General features: G+C 60.2%; 20 protein-coding genes. 2 read left to right on the top strand and 18 right to left on the bottom strand.

The genetic code is table 11. The features are described from left to right. Positions 1-33 precede the first annotated feature (33 nt). Positions 34-192 carry a Z-ring formation inhibitor MciZ gene (gene mciZ / locus BMZ79_RS07170; protein WP_090638020.1) on the top strand — a complete coding sequence of 53 codons (159 nt, stop codon included), beginning with the start codon at positions 34-36 and terminating at the stop codon, positions 190-192. Positions 193-392: 200 nt separating this feature from the next. On the opposite strand, the gene BMZ79_RS07175 is transcribed toward mciZ, so the two are convergent. The 6 genes from BMZ79_RS07175 to lpdA all read right to left on the bottom strand — a co-directional run bounded on the left by BMZ79_RS07175 (position 393) and on the right by lpdA (position 7,420). After that, positions 393-1,526, bottom strand: a complete 1,134-nt coding sequence (locus BMZ79_RS07175) for a M20/M25/M40 family metallo-hydrolase (RefSeq protein ID WP_090638023.1) — start codon at positions 1,524-1,526, stop codon at positions 393-395. A 127-nt stretch (positions 1,527-1,653) separates the two neighbouring features. Then, positions 1,654-2,403, bottom strand: a complete 750-nt coding sequence (gene lipB, locus BMZ79_RS07180; protein ID WP_090638025.1) for a lipoyl(octanoyl) transferase LipB — start codon at positions 2,401-2,403, stop codon at positions 1,654-1,656. Between the two features lie 17 nt (positions 2,404-2,420). Next, entirely contained in the window at positions 2,421-3,803 is a 1,383-nt protein-coding gene (locus BMZ79_RS07185) for a dihydrolipoamide acetyltransferase family protein (protein ID WP_090638028.1), read from the bottom strand. A gap of 45 nt (positions 3,804-3,848) precedes the next feature. Then, entirely contained in the window at positions 3,849-4,832 is a 984-nt protein-coding gene (locus BMZ79_RS07190; protein WP_090638031.1) for an alpha-ketoacid dehydrogenase subunit beta, read from the bottom strand. A 1-nt stretch (position 4,833) separates the two neighbouring features. Continuing rightward, entirely contained in the window at positions 4,834-5,868 is a 1,035-nt protein-coding gene (locus BMZ79_RS07195; RefSeq protein ID WP_090638033.1) for a thiamine pyrophosphate-dependent dehydrogenase E1 component subunit alpha, read from the bottom strand. A 127-nt stretch (positions 5,869-5,995) separates the two neighbouring features. Beyond that, entirely contained in the window at positions 5,996-7,420 is a 1,425-nt protein-coding gene (gene lpdA / locus BMZ79_RS07200; RefSeq protein WP_090638036.1) for a dihydrolipoyl dehydrogenase, read from the bottom strand. A 167-nt stretch (positions 7,421-7,587) separates the two neighbouring features. On the opposite strand from lpdA, the gene BMZ79_RS07205 reads away from it, so the two are divergent. After that, on the top strand, positions 7,588-7,884 hold the full coding sequence (locus BMZ79_RS07205) for a DUF2627 domain-containing protein (RefSeq protein ID WP_090638039.1): 297 nt from the start codon (positions 7,588-7,590) through the stop codon (positions 7,882-7,884). Between the two features lie 198 nt (positions 7,885-8,082). Here the strand turns inward: BMZ79_RS07205 and clpP are convergent, their stop codons facing one another. The 12 genes from clpP to xseB form a co-directional block, all read right to left on the bottom strand. After that, positions 8,083-8,676: an ATP-dependent Clp endopeptidase proteolytic subunit ClpP gene (gene clpP / locus BMZ79_RS07210; protein WP_090638041.1), complete on the bottom strand. Its 594-nt coding sequence runs from the start codon at positions 8,674-8,676 to the stop codon at positions 8,083-8,085. Positions 8,677-8,697: 21 nt separating this feature from the next. Beyond that, entirely contained in the window at positions 8,698-9,414 is a 717-nt protein-coding gene (locus BMZ79_RS07215; RefSeq protein WP_090638043.1) for an RNA polymerase sigma factor, read from the bottom strand. Positions 9,415-9,498: 84 nt separating this feature from the next. Continuing rightward, entirely contained in the window at positions 9,499-10,644 is a 1,146-nt protein-coding gene (locus BMZ79_RS07220) for an MFS transporter (protein WP_256252591.1), read from the bottom strand. Positions 10,645-10,823: 179 nt separating this feature from the next. Beyond that, positions 10,824-11,633 carry a sporulation transcription factor Spo0A gene (gene spo0A / locus BMZ79_RS07225; RefSeq protein ID WP_090638047.1) on the bottom strand — a complete coding sequence of 270 codons (810 nt, stop codon included), beginning with the start codon at positions 11,631-11,633 and terminating at the stop codon, positions 10,824-10,826. Between the two features lie 336 nt (positions 11,634-11,969). Further along, positions 11,970-13,295, bottom strand: a complete 1,326-nt coding sequence (gene spoIVB, locus BMZ79_RS07230) for a SpoIVB peptidase (RefSeq protein WP_177222058.1) — start codon at positions 13,293-13,295, stop codon at positions 11,970-11,972. A gap of 122 nt (positions 13,296-13,417) precedes the next feature. After that, a complete protein-coding gene (gene recN / locus BMZ79_RS07235) occupies positions 13,418-15,118 on the bottom strand; it encodes a DNA repair protein RecN (RefSeq protein ID WP_090638053.1) in 1,701 nt (566 codons plus the stop codon). Between the two features lie 51 nt (positions 15,119-15,169). Beyond that, entirely contained in the window at positions 15,170-15,619 is a 450-nt protein-coding gene (ahrC, locus tag BMZ79_RS07240) for a transcriptional regulator AhrC/ArgR (RefSeq protein WP_090638056.1), read from the bottom strand. Between the two features lie 21 nt (positions 15,620-15,640). Further along, positions 15,641-16,102, bottom strand: coding sequence for a hypothetical protein (locus BMZ79_RS07245; protein ID WP_090638059.1), 462 nt, complete (start codon positions 16,100-16,102; stop codon positions 15,641-15,643). Positions 16,103-16,315: 213 nt separating this feature from the next. Then, on the bottom strand, positions 16,316-17,134 hold the full coding sequence (locus BMZ79_RS07250) for a TlyA family RNA methyltransferase (protein WP_090638062.1): 819 nt from the start codon (positions 17,132-17,134) through the stop codon (positions 16,316-16,318). 21 nt (positions 17,135-17,155) lie between these two features. Then, positions 17,156-19,057, bottom strand: a complete 1,902-nt coding sequence (dxs, locus tag BMZ79_RS07255) for a 1-deoxy-D-xylulose-5-phosphate synthase (RefSeq protein WP_090638064.1) — start codon at positions 19,055-19,057, stop codon at positions 17,156-17,158. Between the two features lie 105 nt (positions 19,058-19,162). Then, positions 19,163-20,074: a polyprenyl synthetase family protein gene (locus BMZ79_RS07260; RefSeq protein WP_371263647.1), complete on the bottom strand. Its 912-nt coding sequence runs from the start codon at positions 20,072-20,074 to the stop codon at positions 19,163-19,165. Further along, a complete protein-coding gene (xseB, locus tag BMZ79_RS07265) occupies positions 20,071-20,343 on the bottom strand; it encodes an exodeoxyribonuclease VII small subunit (RefSeq protein ID WP_090638067.1) in 273 nt (90 codons plus the stop codon). Before xseB ends, BMZ79_RS07260 begins: the two co-directional genes overlap by 4 nt. Position 20,344 lies beyond the last annotated feature (1 nt).

The raw sequence follows: 20,344 nt of genomic DNA on the forward strand, positions 1-20,344 counted from the left end.
GAATGACGGAACGGTATCGAGGGGGCAAACGACATGAAACAATATCTCGAAAACGATCACTTGACGCTCGTGGGCAAAGCGTGGGAAATTCGCCATCAGCTGAAGCTGCTCAGCAAATCCGGCGCGAAAAGCAATGCGGCGCAAAGCCCGACGCTGCGCGAGTGGCTGCAGACGTCCGTCCGCGCGCGGTAACGCGGCCGCGCGCCGGTTCGATGCGGCGAATCAGGCGGGACCGGCACCGGCCGGCCGAACCGTCCGATACGAAAGAGGAAGGGGCAGCCCGGGCGTAGACGATGTCTACCGCTTCCCGGGCGCCCCTTTTCTGCTTGACGCCGCCGCGCGAGCCGGATGGCCGCCGTTCGCGCGACCGCGTCGCGCAACGCGGATTACGCTTACGCCTTGCGCTGCGCGGTCAACGCGATGATCGTCAAGACCAGCTCGGCCGTCTTCTCCAGGTCCGACGCCTTGATTTGTTCGTTCGTGGTATGGATATGCTCGTACCCGACGGCCAGGTTCACCGTCGGCACGCCGAAGCCGTTGAAAATGTTCGCGTCGCTGCCGCCGCCGGAATGGAACGTGCGCGGCGCGGCGCCGATCTTCGCGATCGCTTCCTTGGCCAGTTCCACGACCGGCGCGTCGTCGCCGTGCATGAACGCCGGATAGGCGAGCCGGTTGTCGAACTCCGCCTTCGCGCCGTACTCCTTCGTCACCGCGTCCACCGCCGCGCGCATCGCTTCGACCTGCTTCTCCAGCTTCTCGTTTACGATGCTGCGCGCTTCGCAGTCGAGCTTCACGTAGTCGCAGACGATGTTCGTGGCGCCGCCGCCCTCGAAGCGGCCGATGTTGGCCGTCGTCTCGTGGTCGACGCGCCCGAGCGGCATCCGCGCGACCGCTTTGCTGGCCACTTGAATCGCGCTGATGCCGTCCTCCGGATTGACGCCGGCGTGCGCGGATTTGCCGTAAATCTTGATGGTGATCTTCGCCTGCGCCGGCGCGGCGACCGCGATCGCCCCGATCTCGCCGTTCGAATCGAGCGCATAGCCGTAAGCGGCTTCCAGCTTCGACCGGTCGAGCGCCTGCGCGCCGACGAGCCCGCTCTCTTCGCCGACGGTAATGACGAACTGCACCGGGCCGTGCGGCAGCTGCCGCTCCTTCAATACGCGAATCGCCTCGAACATGGCCGCGAGCCCCGCTTTGTCGTCGCTGCCGAGGATGGTCGTGCCGTCGCTTCGGATATACCCATCGTCGTCCAGGCGCGGCTTGATGCCGTTGCCCGGCGTCACGGTGTCCATGTGCGAGGTGAAGAAGATCGTCGGCGCCCCTTCCGCGCCGCTGGCTTGCAGCTTGACGATCAGATTGCCCGCTCCGTGGCCGGTGATCGCCGCCGCGCCGTCCTCCTCCACCGACAAGCCGAGGTCGGCAAATTTCTTCGTCAGCGCGTCGCAGATGCGCCGCTCGTTCTTCGTCTCGCTGTCCACCTGCACGAGCTCCATGAATTCCGCAATCAATCGGTTCCGGTCGATCATCGGCTTTCCTCCGTCCGTCGTTATCGTTTACAATAGGGACAGGTCTGATGGCATACCCTCTTATTTTACACGAAAGGAGCATCCTGCCATGCGTCCCAACGCCATGATGAAAGCTTTTATTTGGGTGCTAATCGCGTCCCTCTTGATTTCCACCCTGCTGATCGGCATCGGCTGGATTTTCGAGTAGACCTTCCAGCCGCCCGACGGTCAACCCGAACTGGCGGCAGAAGTAAGGCAGCAGCTCCGACGCGACCTGCTCCACGCTCCGGCGAAGGCCGGTCACGTCCGCGAACGACGTCACGGCGTACTCCTGAATGCCGCACGGGATGATGCCCTTGAAGCCGTCCTGCGCGATCCCCGCCTTCACGTTCAGCGCGAAGCCGTGGCTCGTCACGAACCCCCGCCTCGTCCGCGCTTTATTGAATTTCACGCCGATCGCCGCGATCTTCTCGTCGCCGATCCAAACGCCCGTGTATTCGGGCTTGCGGCCGCCTACGACGCCGTAGCCGGCCAGCCAATCGATGATGACCTGTTCCAAATCCCGCAAGTATTGGTGCAAATCCAGATTCGCGCTGTCCAGGTACAGCAGCGGGTAGCCGACGAGCTGCCCCGGGCCGTGGTAGGTGATGTCGCCGCCGCGGTCGATCTGGAACAGGCCGATGCCGCGCTGCGCCAGCTCCTCCTCGGAATACAGCAAGTGCTCGGGATGCTTCTGCGAACCGACCGTGTAGGTCGGCGGATGCTGAAGAAGGAGCAGCGACTCGCGCCGCTCCCCCTTGTCGATCTCTTTCACGCAGGCTTTCTGCAGGTCCCAAGCTTCGGCGTAGCCCATCATGGGCACGTACCGCACATCGATCGCTTTCACGTTCGTTGTCATCGCTTGTTCGCCTCGTTTCAATACAGCTTCGTATCCAACGTGAAGCCTTCCAAATTTTCTTTGACGCGCTGCAGGAACCGTCCGCAGATGACCCCGTCCAAGATCCGATGGTCCAAGGACAAGCAAAGGTTCGCCATGGAACGCACCGCGATCATATCGTTGATGACCACGGGCCGCTTGACGATGGACTCGAAGGTCACGATCGCGGCCTGCGGATAGTTGATGATGGGATAAGACAGAATGGACCCGAAGGAGCCCGTGTTGTTGACCGTGAACGTGCCGCCTTCCATGTCGGCGAGCGTCAGCTTGCCTTCGCGTGTCTTGCGGGCGAGATCTTCGATTTCGCGGGCCAGCCCGGCGATGTTCTTCTGATCCGCGTTCTTGATGACGGGCACCTTCACCGCGTCCTCCGTGCCGACGGCCAGTCCGATGTGGATGTCGCGCTTGACGATGATCTTATCGACGGCCCAGACGGAGTTCATGATCGGGAAATCCTTGATCGCGTTGACGACGGCCTTGACCCAGAACGCCAGATAGGTCAGGTTGACGCCTTCGCGCTTCATGAAGTCTTCCTTCAGCTTGTTGCGCAAGGAGACGAGGTTGGTGACGTCGACCTCCATCATCATCCACGCGTGCGGGATTTCGGTCACGCTCTGGCGCATGTTGCGCGCGATGGCGTTGCGCACCGGCGTCACGTCGATGAAATACTCGCTCCGGCCCGGCAGCTGATGCCCTTCGATCTCCACCTTCGGAATGCGCGGCGTCTCCGACAGGTGAAGGCCCGTCGAGCGCACCGGCTCCTTGGAGTTCAGGTTCGGCACGGCGGCCGACGGCTGCGGCGCGGACGGCGCCGATGCCGACGGCTTGGCGCCGCGGCCGTTCTCGATGTACGCGAGCACGTCCTTGCGCGTGATCCGGCCGCCGAGTCCCGTTCCCTGCACGTACGTCAGATTGACGTTGTGCTGGACGGCCAGCTGCTGGACCGCCGGCGAGAACCGGTGGCGCATGCCGTCGTCGCCGTCCGTCTCGCCGCGGCCGGCCAAGCCCTGCGCGCGGACCGCGGCGCGGTCCCCGCTGCTCATGCTCGCCGCCGGCGCGGCCGACGGCGCATCCTCGGCGCCTGCCGGCGAGCCGCCCGGGTCGCCCGCGCCTTCCTCGTCGGTCTCGATCAGGCAGACCGGCGTGCCCACCGGCACCGTTTCGCCGTCGCCGACGAGGATTTTGATCAGCCGGCCCTGCACGGTCGCGGGAAGCTCCGCATTCACTTTATCCGTTAAAATTTCGCAGATCGGCTCGTACATGTCGATCGTATCGCCCGGCTGCTTCAGCCATTTGTCGATGGTCGCGGTGACAAGCGATTCGGCGAGCTGCGGCATGACGATTTCCGTCACTGTTTTCATTCCGACCACTCCTAAACGTATGCGTGATGTCGGCGCCTTCGCTCCCTAGTACACCGCCAGGCGCTTCATGGCTTCCTTCACTTTGTCCTTGTTCAGCATGAAAAACTTCTCGCCCGGCGGGTTGATCGGCATCGCCGGCACGTCGGGGCCGCACAGCCGCATGATGGGCGCGTCCAGCTCGTACAGCATCTCTTCCGCGATGATCGCGGATACTTCGGCGCCGACGCCGCCGAATTTGTTGTCCTCGTGCACGATCAGGACTTTGCCCGTACGGCGCGCGGCTTCGAGGACCGCTTCCTTATCCAGCGGCTGCAGCGAGCGCAGGTCGAGAACATGCGACGAGATGCCTTCCGCTTCCAGCTCGGCCGCGGCTTCCATGATGAAATGCAGCGGCATGCTGTAGCTGATGACGGTAATGTCGTCGCCTTCGCGAAGCACGTTCGCTTTGCCGATCTCGACCGTGTAATCGCCTTCCGGCACATCGCCGCTGACCAGCTTGTAGCATTTTTTATTTTCGAAATAAAGGACGGGATCCGGATCGCGAACGGCCGCTTTCAGCAGGCCTTTCGCGTCGTACGGCGTATAAGGCGCCACGATCTTGAGACCCGGCGTGCCGAAAAACACGGATTCCGGGCACTGGGAATGGTACAGGCCCCCGAAAATGCCGCCGCCGATCGGCGCGCGAATGACGAGCGGGCAGTTCCAGTCGTTGTTGGAACGGTAGCGGATTTTCGCCGCTTCGCTGATGATCTGGTTCGTGGCCGGGAACATGAAGTCCGAGTACTGCATCTCGGCGATCGGCTTCATGCCGTACATCGCCGCGCCGATGGCAGTGCCGGCGATGGCCGACTCCGCCAGCGGCGTATCGAGCACGCGGTCCTCGCCGAACTGCTCCAGGAGCCCTTTCGTCGTCGTGAAGACGCCGCCCTTGTACCCGACGTCCTCGCCGAGCACGAACACGTCCTCGTCGCGTTCCATTTCTTCCTTCATGGCCAAACGAATGGCATCGATATAGTCCATTTTCGGCATGTCAGCGTCCCCCTCTGCCTGCGTCGTCGCCGTCGTAGACGTGATACAGGATGTCTTCCGGCTCGGGGAACGCCGCTTTGTCGCCGTAGGTCGTCGCTTCGTCGACGGCCGCCTTCACTTCCTGCTGCAGCAAGGCGTCGCGCTCCTCGTCCAGGACGCCGCAGTCGATCAGATACTGCTTGAACTTCGGAAGACCGTCCTTGTCGCGGTGCATCTCGATCTCTTCCTTCGTCCGGTAGGCCGTGTCTTCGTCGGACGTGGAATGCGGCGACAGCCGGTACATGACGGCTTCGACCAACGTCGGCCCTTCGCCGCGGATCGCGCGTTCGCGCGCTTCTTTCACGACGCGGTATACCTCGAGCGGATCGTTGCCGTCGACGGCGACGCCCGGAAAGCCGTAGCCGAGCGCGCGGTCCGCGATCCGGCCGCCGACCTGCTTGTGCAGCGGAACGGAAATCGCGTATTGGTTATTCTCGCACATGAAGATCACCGGCAGCTTGTGCACGCCCGCCATATTGGCGCCTTCATGGAAGTCGCCTTGGTTGCTGGAGCCGTCGCCGAACGTGACGAAGCTGACGAACTCCTTCTTTTTCATCTTAGCCGCGAGCGCGAAGCCGACGGCGTGCGGTACCTGCGTCGTGACCGGGCTCGACCCCGTGACGATGCGAAGGCGCTTGGAGCCGAAGTGGCCGGGCATTTGGCGGCCGCCGCTGTTGGGATCGGCCGCTTTGGAGAAGAGGCTGAGCATCAGCTCGCGCAAGGTCATGCCGACCGAAAGAACGAACGCGTAATCGCGGTAATAGGGCAAAAAGTAATCCTGCTCGCGGTCAAGCGCGAAAGCGGCCCCGACCTGCGCCGCCTCCTGGCCGATGCCGGAGACGTGGAATTTGATCTTCCCCGCCCGCTGGAGCAGAAGACAACGCTCGTCGTAACGCCGGCCCGTCAGCATCAGCTTATACATCTCGATCACTTGTTCATCCGTGAGTCCAAGCGCCGCATGCTTCGGCTGCTTGACGGCGGATTCCGATTGAGTCATGAGGTTCGCCCTCCTTTTAGCTGCTATTATAACCAGGTACTAAGACTTGCCTATACCCATTATAACCGACTTCGGGACAAAAGGAAATGCTGCCTCGTTTTGCCTCTTTCCCGCGGCGCGTCCCGATTCAGAACGCCAGCGCCTTCCCGTCGACCGCGAGCATCGCTTCGCCCAGCGCCTCCGAGAGCGTCGGATGCGGGTGAATGACCTGCGCCACTTCCCACGGCGCGGCGTCGAGCAGCATCGCGAGCGACGCTTCCGACAGCAGGTCCGTCGCGTGCGGACCGACGAGGTGGACGCCGAGCAGGTCGTTCGTCTTCGCGTCCGCGATCACTTTGGCGAAGCCTTCCGGCTCGCCGAGCACTTGCGCCTTTCCGATCGCCTGGAACGGCACCTTGCCGACTTTGATAGCATGTCCTTGTTTGCCGGCTTCGTCCTCCGTCAGTCCGATCGAAGCGATTTCCGGCTTGGCGTAGATCGCCCGCGGGATGCGGGCATGCTGCGGCGCCTGTTCGGCGCCGCCGAGAATATGGCCCACCGCGACGATCGCTTCGTGCGCGGCGGCGTGCGCCAGCTGCATCCCTCCCGTTACGTCGCCGACGGCGTAGATATGCGGCTCGTTCGTTTGGAAGAACGCGTTGACCTTGATCGCGCCCTTCTCGACGCGGACGTCGGTGTTTTCCAGGCCGATGCCCTCGACGTTCCCTTGCCGGCCGACCGAGACGAGCAAGCGTTCCGCGGTCAAGATGACGGGACCGTCGGCCGTATCCGCCGTAACGGAACCTACGCCGTCACTAAAGGTATACGTTTCCGGCTTCAATTGGATGCCGGTTAAAATCCGCACGCCCCGGCGCCGCAGCTGCTTGGTCAATTCGGCCGACGCGTCGGCTTCCTCGCCGGGCAGCAGCCGCTCGGCGGATTCCGCCAGCGTCACCTCGATGCCGAAGTCGATCAGCATGGACGCCCATTCCACGCCGATGACGCCGCCGCCGACGATCAGCATCGACTTCGGCAGCTCGTCCATCTCCAGCGCCTCGTCGCTCGACATGATCCGGCCTTCCACGGGCTCTAGCCCTTTCAAGAGGCGCGGCCGCGAGCCCGTCGCGATGATGAGATGGGCCGGCACGACCGTCTCCATCTCGCCATCCGCCAGCTCCACCGCCACGCTCCCGCTCTTCGGCGAGAAGATCGACGGGCCGATCACGGTCCCGCTCCCTTGAAGGACGGTGATGCCGTGCTTGCGCATCAAGTACTGCAAGCCCTTGTACAGATTTTCGACGGTACCGTTCTTGCGCTGCTGCACCTTGGCGAAATCAAGCGTGACGGCGCCGTCTACCCGGACGCCGAACGCGTCTGCCTTGCGCAGCGTGGCGAATACCTCCGCGCTCCGCAGCAGCGCTTTGCTTGGAATGCATCCTTTATGTAAACACGTTCCGCCGAGCTTCTCTTTCTCGATAACGACGGCTTTCTTCCCCGCCTGCGCGGCTTTGATGGCCGCCGTATATCCTGCGATGCCTCCGCCGATGATGGCAATGTCGCATGCGATCGTCATGGTCGTTCCCCTCTCCGTATGGTCAAGCTGATCCACTTCCTATTGTACCTGTTTTCGTTCCGCGGGAAAACTCCGGCGGGTTTTCCAAATGGACAGCCTTGCGCGGAAAAGGTATGATGATTACCGTAGAAGCGTTTTCCGCAAGGCAACGGGAGGTTCAAACAGAAATGAAGCAGGTACTCATTCGATTCATCGCGGTTCTGCTGCTCGTGATTCCGGGTCTCGGCGCCACGTACGGTTTTCTGCTCATGAAAGACGCGATCTTTCATTTCTTCGCTTCCTTTGGCGACGATGCCTCGGTCGCGCATCCGTTCGAATGGTGGCGCTTTATCGCCGGTCTGGCACTATTTTTGCTCGGCGTCGGCTTCATCGGCGGCTGGACGTTCTTCCGCGATCGCAAGCGCAATTACGTCGCGACGCGCTTCCGCAAGAGGCGGCCTCGTCCGCCGCGGCCGCAAGCGTAAACTTACTCGGGTTAATGAACCTGCGGGTCCGATCGGCGCGGCTTCTCGCGCCGTGCCCGGACGGCAGCGCAAAGGGCAGGCTCTCCTTGTTTCGGAGAGCCTGCCCTTTTTCATTGTGTTTGCTCGTGCAGCTGCTTCTGCTCACGCTCGCGGAATGGCTTGCTTCCGGTTCTGACTTCAAGCGCTTGGCCGGTCTGATCAGGACGCGGCCGCGTTCGGCGCGATGACGCGATCGACGATGCCGTACGCCACCGCTTCCTCCGCGCTCATGAACCGGTCGCGGTCGGAGTCCCGTTCGATCTGCTCCACGGATTGCCCCGTATGATGCGACAGGAGCGCGTTGATTTTCGCCCGCGTCTTCAAGATCCAGCTGGCGTGGATTTGAATGTCGCTCGCCTGCCCCCTCGCGCCGCCGAGCGGCTGATGGATCATGACTTCGCTGTTCGGCAGAACGAACCGCTTGCCCTTCGCGCCGCCGGCGAGCAGAATCGCGCCGAAGCTGGCGGCGAAGCCGGTGCAGATCGTCGAGACGTCCGGCTTGATGAACTGCATCGTATCGAAGATCGAGAAGCCCGCGGTGACGGAGCCGCCCGGACTGTTGATATACAGCTGGATATCCTTTTCCGGGTCGTCCGCCGCCAGGAACAGCAGCTGCGCGACGATGGCGTTGGCCATATGATCCTCGATCTCGCCGCTGACCATGACGATCCGGTCCTTCAGCAGCCGGGAATAAATGTCGTAGCTCCGCTCTCCCCGGTTGGTCGTTTCGATGACGTAAGGCGTCAAGTTCATGCGCATTCCCTCCTCGTTCGGTTACGCAGCAAACCGCATCGTAACGGACGAGGAGGAGCCGGCATCCGAAGACGCGAACCGCTGGCCGAGCCGGCTGACCGCTTCCGCGGGATCGATGACGTGCGCTTCGGCGTTCGCGAGAACGACGAGCGCCTGAGGATCGCCGTGCCTTACCGCGTTTACGTAGGCCTGCAGCAGGCCTTCGTCGACGGCGGCGTCCGGCGCGCCCGACCGGTCCGGGTCGCGGAACCGCGCGCCGAGCTTAAGCTTCTCGACGGCGCTCCGCGCCCGGTGAAGCGCCGCCTTCACCGCGCCCTCCGACGTCGACAGCTTCGACGCGAGCTCGCCGTTCTTGAAGCCGAACAGCTCCTTCAGCAGAAACACGGTCCGCTGCAGCGGCGATAAATGCCCGATCAGCAGTCCGAGCAAATCCGTCAGTTCCGCGGAATCGCTATAGAATCGGCTTAGCGCGGCTTCGCTGCGCTGCATGGCCGCCAGCGCCAGCTCGCCCCGCTTCTTCCGCCTCGATTGGTCGACCGCGATGTTTTTCGCGGTGCGGAGCAAATACGCCGTCGGATTCGGATGCGCCACCGATCCGTTCATGACCGGCAGCGCCCGCAGGCAGGTTTCCTGCACGAGATCCTCGGCGTCCCAGGCGGAACGGGTCAACGACAGACAGTAGCGGTACAGCGTGAACCGCAGTTCTTCCACGGCCGCGGGCGGCTGAAGCTTCGTCATTTGGCGTGCACCTCCTTATCCGTATGGTTTGCTTACACTGCGTAAACGAACGGCCCTGCCAAAAGGATACGCCCCGGAAGCCCGTTATACAACCGAATTCGGATTGACCGCCGCTTCCCCGCCGGCGTTCCGGAATAGCGGCCCGAGCAAGGCGAACAGCGTAAACGCGCCGCCCAGCAGCAGGAACACGCTTTGGGTCGATACGTATTGTATGCTGGCTCCCCCGATGCTCGGACCGAGCAAGCTGCCGATGCTGAAATGGATCGACGCGATGACGTTGGCCGACGGCAATACGTGCCGCGGCAGCAAATCGCCCGCATACGCCAGACCGAGCGAGAAGAACGAGCCGACCAAGCCGCCGATGAGCGACAGCAGGACGAACAACAGCGGCACCTGGCCGCCGGCAAGCGGCACCGCGAAGAAGAGCAGGCCCGCCGATAACGCGCAGCCCATCAGCACGCGTTTGCGCCCGATCCGGTCGCTCAGCATGCCTAGCGGGAACATGACCACCAAGCTGCCGATGCCGAGGGCGGGCAGCAGCATCGATATCGCTTCTTTGCTCAGCCCGATCCGAAGTCCGTAGAGCGGGAAGTTGCTGTTCATCGTCGATTCCAGCAAGCCATAGAGAATCGCCGGCAGCAGGGCGAACCACGCGAGACGGTAAATGAGCCAAAAGCGGTTGCCGCTCTCGGCGGACGCTTTCGCCGTTTCCGGGTATTCACCGCCAAGCGTCAGCACGAAGGCGGCGACGAGCACGAACAACACGGCATTCAGAACGAACGGCATCCAGCTGCCCGCGTTCGCCAGATTGATGCCGATCGGACCAAGGCTGAAGCCGATCCCGTAAGCCATGCCATAGAGCGAAATGACCCGCCCGCGGCGCTGCGGCGAAGCGCTGCTGACGATCCAGAGCTGCGTACAGTAATGGAGCGCGCTGTCGCCGATGCCGACGGCGATCCGCAAGATGAACCAGACCCATAACGTGCCGGAGAAGACCGGAAACAGCAGCGTAGCCGCTCCCGCGAGCGCGATGCCCGCGAGGATGCCGGCCTTATAGCCGAACCGGCGAATCGGCTTTTCGATGAAGAACATCATGCCGAACGTTCCGATGTACAGCGCCATGGAATTGAGCCCGTTCATATCCGACGAGACGCCCTGCTGATCGAGCAGAATGGCCAGCAAGGGGAGCAGCAGCCCCTGATTGAAGCCCGCGATGAGCGTGACGGACAATAAGATGGGTAGTCGTTTCCATGAAGGAGCGGAAGTAGATGTCAATGATGCCAAAAGAAAACAATCCTCCTATTTGCTTGAACAACGCGAAACGCCACTGCCCGCGAGTGGCCTCGCGGGAGCGGCGCTCCATCCAATCGAATGAATCGTTCGCAAGAAGTTATCCGTTGCGTGTTGTCCTAAGATACTTTGTGCTCGATGCGCAGCTTGTCGGCGACCATGGCGATGAACTCGCTGTTCGTCGGTTTCGACTTGCTGATGTTGATCGTGTAGCCGAACAAGTGGCTGATGCTGTCGATGTTTCCGCGCGTCCACGCGACTTCGATCGCATGGCGGATGGCGCGTTCGACGCGGGAAGGCGTCGTTTTGAACTTCTCGGCGATCGCGGGATAAAGCGTCTTCGTAATGGCGCCTAAAATTTCGATATTATTGTACACCATTGTAATCGCTTCGCGTAAATATTGATACCCTTTGATGTGAGCGGGCACGCCGATTTCGTGAATGATGCTCGTAATATTGGCGTCCAGGTTTTTGCCTTTGGCGATTGGGACGACGTTCGACTTCGGAGCGGACGCGGAAGAAGTCGTGGTGTACGACGAAGAAATAACCGTCGGATTGCCGACCAGCTGGCGGATGCGGTTCGCCAAAATTTCCATATCGAACGGTTTCAAAATATAATACGAAGCGCCGAGCTGTACGGCTTTTTGCGTAATGTTTTCTTGGCCGAACGCGGTGAGCATGATGATCTTGGGCATCTGAGGCAGGTTCATTTCGCGCAGGCGTTCCAGCACGCCGAGTCCGTCAAGATGCGGCATGATGATATCCAGGATCAATACGTCAGGACGCGTTTCTTCCAAAATGCGCAGAACTTCCTCGCCATTGTACGCGACACCCGTAACAACCATATCGTTTTGTTCAGAAATATACTCGGAAAGCAGAGTCGTAAATTCACGGTTGTCATCAGCCAACAAAACTTCAATTCTTTGCAAGGTATAGTCCTCCTTAGACTTAAATCCTCAATGTAATGGTTGAGACGCAGTATCATTACGTCTTTCCTGCTTGTAAACATTTTCGACATGGTACATAAAATTCCTTCTGTCGAATAATCTTTTTCTTTATTTTTTATTCGATGTGATTTATAATGAATAATTTATTACATGATGCATCATGGTTCGAATTTTTTCGACAAATCGATCGTTCGGCTTGTCATATGTACATCACTTTATCTAACGTTAGCTGTAGATCCACTGTACATCAATTGTAAATCCACGAATGTCTCCGTTCACAAACACATGGCCGCATGAAGCAAAAAATCTTAAGGTGGCTTAAGCCGCCTTAAGATTTAAGTTCGTCGTCTTGAGCAATACCCCTGCATCCTGGAGCATCCATTCGATGAAGCAGCCGTACCCCGAGGTCGGATCATTGACGAAAACATGGGTCACCGCACCGATCAGTTTGCCGTCCTGAATAATGGGACTCCCCGACATCCCTTGCACGATGCCTCCGGTTTGCTGCAGCAGGCGGCGATCCGTAATTTTAATGACCATTCCCTTCGTGGCGGGCGATTGCTGCCGGGTCACGTGCACGACCTCGACATTGAAGCGCTCGACCTTCTGCCCGTTCACGACGGTAAGCAGCTGCGCGGGGCCTTCCTTCACTTCTTCCGCGAACGCGACCGGTATCGACTGCTGATTGTAGCTGTGAGCCGGTAGCTCCTTCATCTTGCCGAATATGCCGAAGGACGTGTTGCGTTCGATATTGCCGAGCACTTTGCTTTCTTTGATGAAATGCGCCCGTTTTTCCCCAGGTTCGCCGTTTTGGCTCTTATTGATCGACGTCACGTTCGACTGAAGAATCTGTCCTTCGCCGACCTCGATCGGCGTCTGCGTGTCCATGTCGGTTATAACGTGCCCAAGCGCTCCGTAGACGCCTTGATCCGGCGCATAGAATGTCAGCGTGCCTACGCCGGCCGCCGAATCGCGAATGTACAGGCCGAGCCGCCAGGCGCGGTCTTCCGCATCGTAGACCGGAGCAAGCTTCGTTTCGAACAATCTCGTGCCGCGTTTGACCGTCAGTTGAAGCGGTTTGTTGGCGGCTCCGGCTTCTTCGGCCAGCTTGGCCACTTTATAAACTTCATTGACATAATTGCCGTTGATGCGCACGATCAAATCGCCTAGCTGCAATCTGGCCGTTTCGCCGGGAGAAACCTTCGTTCCTTTATCGTTGACGACTTGATGATGGCCTACGACCATGATGCCGGCGGATTTCACTTTGACGCCGATGGTTTGTCCGCCCGGAACAACTCTCAGATCCGGAACGACGTTGACTTTGACCGTCTTGAATGGAATTTTGCCGAATAATTTCAGTTTGAGCGTCGTTTCCCCGCTGCTGGACGATTGAATCGTGAGCGGTTTGTTCAAATTAATGGAGGTAGAGCGGCCGCTCGAACCGTTGATCCGAAGCAGCTGCGAATCGGATGTGACTTGCGCATGTACGGGCATGCTGTAATCCAGCTGTTTCAATTGCCCCGAGAATAAGCGAACTTCATTCGGAAAGGCGGCGAAATGTTGGATTGGCGAGGATAGACCAAGCATGCAGACGATGATGACGAGGAGTAAACCAAGCCACCGCTTCCGCTGGTAGGCATTCAATGACTTCACGCTCCCTGCTGCTGAATCGCTTGACGAGAAAGGTGGTTCGCCATTTGCGTACCTTTAAGGTATCCCTGCCCTTATTGTTTTATGTCGCCAAAAACATTCCCTGAATGGTTCTCTTATGCTCCCTTCTGCTTGTAAGCCAGGTCAAGCATTTCTTGCGCATGGTGGCGCGTTTTTTCCGTTACTTCAACGCCGCCGAGCATGCGCGCCAGCTCCTCGATCCGATTCGAATGGCTGAGCTCGGTTACCCGCGTCGACGTTCGTTCCGCCACGATCGACTTGCGGATTTCGTAATGATGTTCCGCCATGCAGGCTACCTGAGGCAGGTGCGTGATGGAGAACACTTGGCACTGGCTCGACAGCCGCGCCATCTTCTCCGCGATCGCCTGCGCGGCGCGGCCGCTCACGCCCGTATCGACTTCGTCGAAAATCAGCACCGGCACTTCGTCGATGGAAGCGAAAATCGTCTTCAGCGCAAGCATGATCCGCGACATCTCGCCGCCGGACGCGATCTTGCTGATCGGCTTAAGCGGCTCGCCCGGATTCGGCGCGATCAGGAACGCGGCCTCGTCGATGCCGTTCGAATGGAGCTTGTACCCTTCGCCGGCCGGCGTCTGCTCCAGCTGGACGCGGAACGTCGTCCGCTCCATTTGCAGTTGGCGCAGCTCGCTCTCGATCGCCGACGCGAGCCGGTCCGCGGCTTTGCGCCGCAATCCGGAAAGCTGAACGCCGAGCGCCGTGCAGTCGGTCAAATGCTTGGCGAGTTCTTGCTGAAGCCGTGCCAAATGCTCGTCGCGATTTTCGATTTTATCCGTTTCGGCTTGGATGTTGCCCAAATACGCGAGAATATCGGGGATCGTTTCGCCATATTTGCGTTTCAGGCTGTTGATCAGGTCGATCCGGTCCTCGATGAACGTCAGCCGTTCCGGATCCGATTCCACGCCGTCCCGGTAATCGCGCAGCTGAAATACCGCGTCCTCAAGCTGGTAGAACGCCGACTGGAGCTGCTCCAGCAGCGGATCGAGGATCTGCGGGTCGTACTCCCGGATGTCGGTTACCTTGCTCACCGCTTTGCTGACCGCGTCGAGTCCTTTATTTCCGTTCAGCAGACTGTAGGCCTCCGCCGCCGAATCCCGGCGCTTCACCGACGACATGAGCTTCTGGCGCTCCTCGGCCAAGTCTTCGTCTTCGCCCGGCTTCAAGCGTGCCGACGCAATCTCCTCGATCTGGAACCGGTACAGGTCGAGCATCTGCATGTTTTGGCGCGAGGTCTCTTCCAGGCTCTTCAGCTCCGCGCGAACCTTCTCGTATTGTTTGTAAACCACGCGATAAGATTCCAGCGTGCCCAGCACCGCGTCGCCGGCATATGAATCCAGCCAATCCAGATGCTTCTCGGTCCGGAGAAGCGACTGATGTTCGTGCTGGCCATGGATGTTTACGAGGCATTCGCCGACCTCGCGCAGCATGGACAGCGTCACGATATGTCCGTTGACGCGGCTAATGCTCTTGCCTTGGGAGGAAAGCTCCCGGCGCACGACAAGCCCGTCCTCGTGCGAAGCCCGCAGCCCGAACGTCGTCAAGGTCGTCCAGACCGGGTGTCCGGCCGGAAGCTCGAACATGGCTTCGATTTCGGCTTTGTCGCAGCCGTAACGGACCATGTCGGATGCGCCTCTGCCGCCGACGACCAGACTGAGCGCGTCGATCAGAATCGATTTGCCCGCTCCCGTTTCCCCCGTCAGTACATGAAACCCGTCATGAAACTTTACAGATACCTGCTCGATGACAGCCAAATTCCGAATAGACAGCTCGCGAAGCATCGTCGCTCTCCTCCTTAGCGTGTTAACGGTAATCGTTGATCGGTCGGTGCCTTAATTCATCAATCCGAGCAAGCGGTCCACGATCTCGGCGCTTAGCTCCCTATTGCGGCAGATGATCAGAATCGTGTCGTCGCCGCAAATCGTCCCCATGACTTCCACCCATTCCATGTTGTCGATCATGGCGCAGATCGCGTTGGCCGTGCCCGGCAAACATTTCATGACGACCAGGTTGTCCGTAAAATCGATATGCAGGAAATGATCGGACAGCGTGCGCTTCAGCTTCGAGATGGAATGCGTGCGCGTCTCCTGCGGAATGGAATACTTGTAACGGCCGTCATCGATGGGCACCTTGACCAGCTGCATCTCTTTAATATCCCGCGACACCGTCGCCTGCGTCACTTGAAGACCCGCGTTGCGCAGCGAGTCGACCAGATCGTCCTGCGTTTCGATGATTTGGCTCGTGATGAGCTCGCGTATTTTCATTTGCCGAACGCTCTTCATGTACATCCTCCTCTGAATTAATTAAGATCCGAACTTGAACGTAATGGTCCGGATGACGGATTCTTTGTGATCCACGAACAGAACCCCTTCGCATCTCGGCATCAGCAGCGCGTACACGAGCAGGCGGTCCCGGACGCCGCTGCCCGTCCAATCGATGGGCATGCGCTCGCGCGCCGTCTTCACGATATAATATTTGCCGTCTTTCTCGGCAATCAAGTCGATAAACAACCGGCTATGCAGCGTCGTTCCGTCCAAATCGATCGTGAGCGGAACCCGGTACTTACCGTGCGTCACCTCGTAGCCGGCCTTCTCCAGGAGCTGCACGTTCACGTCGTCTTCCATGACGTCCTCCGCCTCGCTCAAGAGCAGCTTCGTGTTCAAGCCCGGCGGTTCGTGCAGCCAGCGGTAGAACAGCCGATACAGCCAGTACACCAGCAGCGCGCCGGCGACGATCATGACCAACCAATCCCCGTAGTCTCCCATGTACGACCTCCCGCGATCGAAATGATTGCCCTGTTACCATTTCGCGGTCCGCGGCCGAACTCCTGTCAATGGGAACATATGAGTCCCGAACATCTGTTTGCTTTTAATCTTATCTTATCAAATAATGGGCCGCCTGCAAAGGGGGAGAAGCGAAATCGGGGAAATTAGCAAAAAAAGCCTTTCATGCGGCCTATGCCTCACGAAAGACTTCTTCTAAGCGAACGCGGACGCGGCTTCCTCGACGAGCGCCGCGATCGCCGCTTCGTCCGGAACCGCGGCGGGACCGCCCGGCTCCCACTGCCAATACGCCAAAAATTCGATATTGCCTTCGCCGCCCGTAATCGGCGAGAACGTCAGCCGTTTCAGTTCGTAGCCGCCCTCCGCGGCAAATCCGAGCACCTGCCGCAACACCTCGCGGTGCGTGGACGGCTCGCGCACGACGCCCGACTTGCCGACTTTCTCGCGCCCGGCTTCGAACTGCGGCTTGATGAGGGCGACGACGCCCGCTCCTTGCCCCAGCAGCGTGCCGAGCGTCGGCAAAATCAATTTCAGCGATATGAAGGAGACGTCGATGGTCGCGAACGTCGGACGCGGTCCCTTGAGATCCTCGGGAACCGTGTACCGGAAATTGGTCCGTTCCATGACGTTTACGCGTTCGTCCTGCCGCAGCGACCAGTCCAGCTGATTATAGCCGACGTCGAGGGCGTAGACGTACGCCGCGCCGTTCTGCAGCGCGCAATCCGTGAATCCGCCCGTCGACGCGCCGATGTCCAGCATGACCGCCCCTTCGAGCCGCAGCCCGAACTCTTTGATCGCCTTCTCCAGCTTCAGGCCGCCGCGGCTGACGTAAGGATGCAGCGCTCCCTTGACCACGATGGAAGCGGTCCGCGGCACCTTCATGCCGCTTTTCTCGATGCGCTCTCCGTCCACGAGGACGAGGCCCGCCATGAGCGCCGCCTTGGCCTTGACGCGGCTGTCGTAATAGCCTTGCTCGACGAGCAGCACGTCGATTCGTTCTTTTGCAATCGTCATCGGTTACAAATCTCCTGTGTTCTATACCTGTCCGGTCACGCGCTTGCGCACCCGCGGAAGCAGGGTGTTCAGCTCCGCCGCGACATGCTCGGCGGTCAATCCGACTTCCTGGCGCTGCTCCTTCACGGAACCGTGCTCGACGAAAATATCCGGCACGCCCATAATTCGGACATGCGCGTCGTCGCGGCGGCGCAGCGAGTAAAACTCCAGCACGGCGCTGCCGAGACCGCCCAGCTCCGCGCCTTCTTCCAGCACGAGCATCGGCAGCCCTTCGTCCGCGATCCGCTGCAGCATGGCTTCGTCGAGCGGCTTTACGAAACGGGCGTTGACGACGCGAACGCTCAATCCTTCGCGCTTCAGCAGCTCCGCCGCTTCCTCGGCGACCGGAATCATCGGACCGATGGCGGCGATGATCGCGGACTCGCCTTCGCGCAGCACCTCCCACGTGCCGATCGGAATCGGCGTCATCTCATCGTCGATGGCCACGCCGAGCCCGTTGATCCGCGGATACCGGACGGCGATCGGTCCGTCCTCGTAGTCGATCGCGGTCTTCATCATCCGGCGCAGCTCGTTCTCGTCCTTCGGCATCATGAGCACGATGTTCGGAATGTGGCGTAGGAAAGCCATATCGTAAACGCCTTGGTGCGTCTCGCCGTCCCCTCCGACGAAGCCGGCCCGGTCGATGGCAAACACGACGTTCGTGTTCTGGCGGCAAATGTCATGCACGACCTGGTCGTACGCGCGCTGCAGGAACGTCGAGTAGACGGCGTATACCGGCTTCAGTCCTTCCATCGCGAGCGCCGCGCACATCGTCGCCGCATGCTGTTCGGCGATGCCGACGTCGATCATACGGTTCGGGAACCGCTCGGCGAATTTCAGCAGGCCGGAACCGCCCGGCATGGCCGGCGTGATCGCCACGATCCGTTCGTCCTTCTCGGCCAGCTCCATCAGCGCGTCGCTGAACACCTCGGTATACATCGGCGGACCGACGGCTTTGAGCATTTGACCGGATTCGATTTTATAGGGACTCGATACGCCGTGCCACTTAAAGGAGTCCGCTTCCGCCGGCGAGTAGCCTTTGCCTTTGATCGTAATGACATGGATGAGCACAGGTCCTTGCACATGGCTCGCCTGCTCGATCAGCTCGGTCAACTGGCTCAGGTCATGGCCGTCGACCGGGCCGAAATACGTAAAGCCGAATTGTTCGAACAAAATGCCGCTCACGAGCAAATATTTGAGACTGTCCTTGAGCCGCTCCGCGGTTTTGGCCAGCCTGCCGCCGATCGCGGGAATTTTGTTCAGGAACTGGTTCAGCTCCTCCTTCGCCTTCTGGTAATGGCGGTCCGTCCGGATTTTGCCGAGATAATGGTGCAGCGCGCCGACGTTCGGCGCGATCGACATCTCGTTGTCGTTCAGGATGACCATGAGGTTCTTCTTCTCGTGGCCGATGTGGTTCAGCGCCTCCAGCGCCATGCCGCCCGTCAGCGCGCCGTCGCCGATGATCGCGACGACTTTGTTCTTCTCGCCCTTGAGGTCGCGGGCGAGCGCCATGCCCATCGCCGCGGAGAGCGACGTGCTGCTGTGCCCCGCTTCCCAGACGTCGTGCGGGCTTTCCGCGCGCTTAATGAAGCCGCACAGCCCTTTATATTTGCGCAATGTATCGAACTGGTCCCTGCGGCCAGTAAGTATTTTATGGACGTACGATTGGTGCCCGACGTCGAAAATGAACTTATCCTTCGGGCTGTCGAACAAATAGTGCAGCGCCAAGGTAAGCTCGACGACCCCCAGGTTGGGAGCCAAATGTCCGCCCGTCGCCGACAGCTTCTCGATGAGGAAGGTGCGGATCTCGTCCGCAAGCTGCTCCAGCTGCGCGATCGACAAGGACTTCAAATCTTTGGGCTCGTTGATATGTTCAAGCAACACGATGTTTCCTCGCTTTCCCGGCCTTACAGCCCTCGTTAACCGACATTCGTCAAACGTGGCTAAATTATATCATAATTCGTGGCAGAAACACACGCGTCCGGGTTCTTAGTGGTCTCGGCTCATCAAATAATCGGCGATCGCGAGCAGCGTATCCGGCGTTTCGAGCTTCGCCTCGGCCAACGCCTGCTTCGCCTCCTGCGTGAGCCGCACGACGAGCTTCTCGCTCTCTTCCATGCCGATCAAGTAGGGATACGTCACTTTCCGCTCCTCGACGTCGCTTTGCACCGGTTTGCCCAGCTTCGCCGCGTCGCCGACCAGATCCAGGATGTCGTCCTGGATTTGGAAGGCCAGCCCCAGCCTGCGCGCGAAGCGCTGCAGCGCTTCAAGCTGCTCGGACGACGCACCGCCGATGCGGGCGCCGGCCAGCACCGAAAACACGAGCAGATCGCTCGTCTTGTGCAGGTGGATGTATTCGAGCTCCTCCAGCGACGTGACGCCCTGCTCCCCCTGCATATCCGCGGCTTGGCCGCCGACCATGCCCGGCGCGCCGGCCAGTCTGGCCAGGTCGGAGACGATCGCCAGCACGGCTTCCGGCGGCGCGCCCAGCGAGACGGCCCGCGTAACCGCGAAGAAGGCGTGCGTCAGCAGCCCGTCGCCGGCCAAGATGGCCATCGCTTCGCCGTAAATCTTATGATTCGTCGGCTTGCCCCGGCGGAAATCGTCGTCGTCCATCGCGGGCAGGTCGTCGTGAATCAGCGAATACGTGTGGACCATCTCGACGGCGCAAGCGACCGGCATCGCGAGCTTGCGCGCGTGCTCCGCGCGTCCGACGGCTTCCGCCGCGCTCAGCACGAGAATCGGCCGCAGCCGCTTGCCGCCGGCTTCCAAGGAATACAGCATCGCCTCGCGCAGCTTGGGCGGAATATCCCATTCTTCCGGAATGGAGGCGCGCAGCGCCTCTTCGATTTCCAGAACGGACCGGTTCAAGTAGTCGTTCAGCGAAAGTGAAGTTTTCACCTATCGTCCCCTCTGTCTTCGTTCGCGGGCGCAAACGGTTTTCGCTGCAGGCCGTTCTCGGATTCGATCAGCGTCTCGATCTTCCGCTCGACCTGCTCCAGCTTGGAGCCGCAAAGCTGCGACAGCTTCATGCCCTCCTGGAACAGCTCGATCGCCGTTTCGAGCGGCACGTCGCCGTTCTCCAGCTTGCCGACGATGTCCTCGAGGCGCTCCATGGCCGCTTCGAAGCTGAGTTCGCCCTGTACCGCGTCTTTTTCTTTCGCTGCCATC

Origin of the sequence: Paenibacillus sp. UNC496MF (assembly GCF_900113915.1) — a bacterium.
GTDB lineage: Bacteria > Bacillota > Bacilli > Paenibacillales > Paenibacillaceae > Paenibacillus_Z > Paenibacillus_Z artemisiicola.

Coding starts and splice junctions, on each gene's coding strand:
- mciZ (WP_090638020.1), top strand. CDS start 34: ATGAAACAATATCTCGAAAACGATCACTTGACGCTCGTGGGCAAAGCG.
- BMZ79_RS07175 (WP_090638023.1), bottom strand. CDS start 1,526: ATGATCGACCGGAACCGATTGATTGCGGAATTCATGGAGCTCGTGCAG.
- lipB (WP_090638025.1), bottom strand. CDS start 2,403: ATGACAACGAACGTGAAAGCGATCGATGTGCGGTACGTGCCCATGATG.
- BMZ79_RS07185 (WP_090638028.1), bottom strand. CDS start 3,803: ATGAAAACAGTGACGGAAATCGTCATGCCGCAGCTCGCCGAATCGCTT.
- BMZ79_RS07190 (WP_090638031.1), bottom strand. CDS start 4,832: ATGCCGAAAATGGACTATATCGATGCCATTCGTTTGGCCATGAAGGAA.
- BMZ79_RS07195 (WP_090638033.1), bottom strand. CDS start 5,868: ATGACTCAATCGGAATCCGCCGTCAAGCAGCCGAAGCATGCGGCGCTT.
- lpdA (WP_090638036.1), bottom strand. CDS start 7,420: ATGACGATCGCATGCGACATTGCCATCATCGGCGGAGGCATCGCAGGA.
- BMZ79_RS07205 (WP_090638039.1), top strand. CDS start 7,588: ATGAAGCAGGTACTCATTCGATTCATCGCGGTTCTGCTGCTCGTGATT.
- clpP (WP_090638041.1), bottom strand. CDS start 8,676: ATGAACTTGACGCCTTACGTCATCGAAACGACCAACCGGGGAGAGCGG.
- BMZ79_RS07215 (WP_090638043.1), bottom strand. CDS start 9,414: ATGACGAAGCTTCAGCCGCCCGCGGCCGTGGAAGAACTGCGGTTCACG.
- recN (WP_090638053.1), bottom strand. CDS start 15,118: ATGCTTCGCGAGCTGTCTATTCGGAATTTGGCTGTCATCGAGCAGGTA.
- ahrC (WP_090638056.1), bottom strand. CDS start 15,619: ATGAAGAGCGTTCGGCAAATGAAAATACGCGAGCTCATCACGAGCCAA.
- BMZ79_RS07245 (WP_090638059.1), bottom strand. CDS start 16,102: ATGGGAGACTACGGGGATTGGTTGGTCATGATCGTCGCCGGCGCGCTG.
- BMZ79_RS07250 (WP_090638062.1), bottom strand. CDS start 17,134: ATGACGATTGCAAAAGAACGAATCGACGTGCTGCTCGTCGAGCAAGGC.
- xseB (WP_090638067.1), bottom strand. CDS start 20,343: ATGGCAGCGAAAGAAAAAGACGCGGTACAGGGCGAACTCAGCTTCGAA.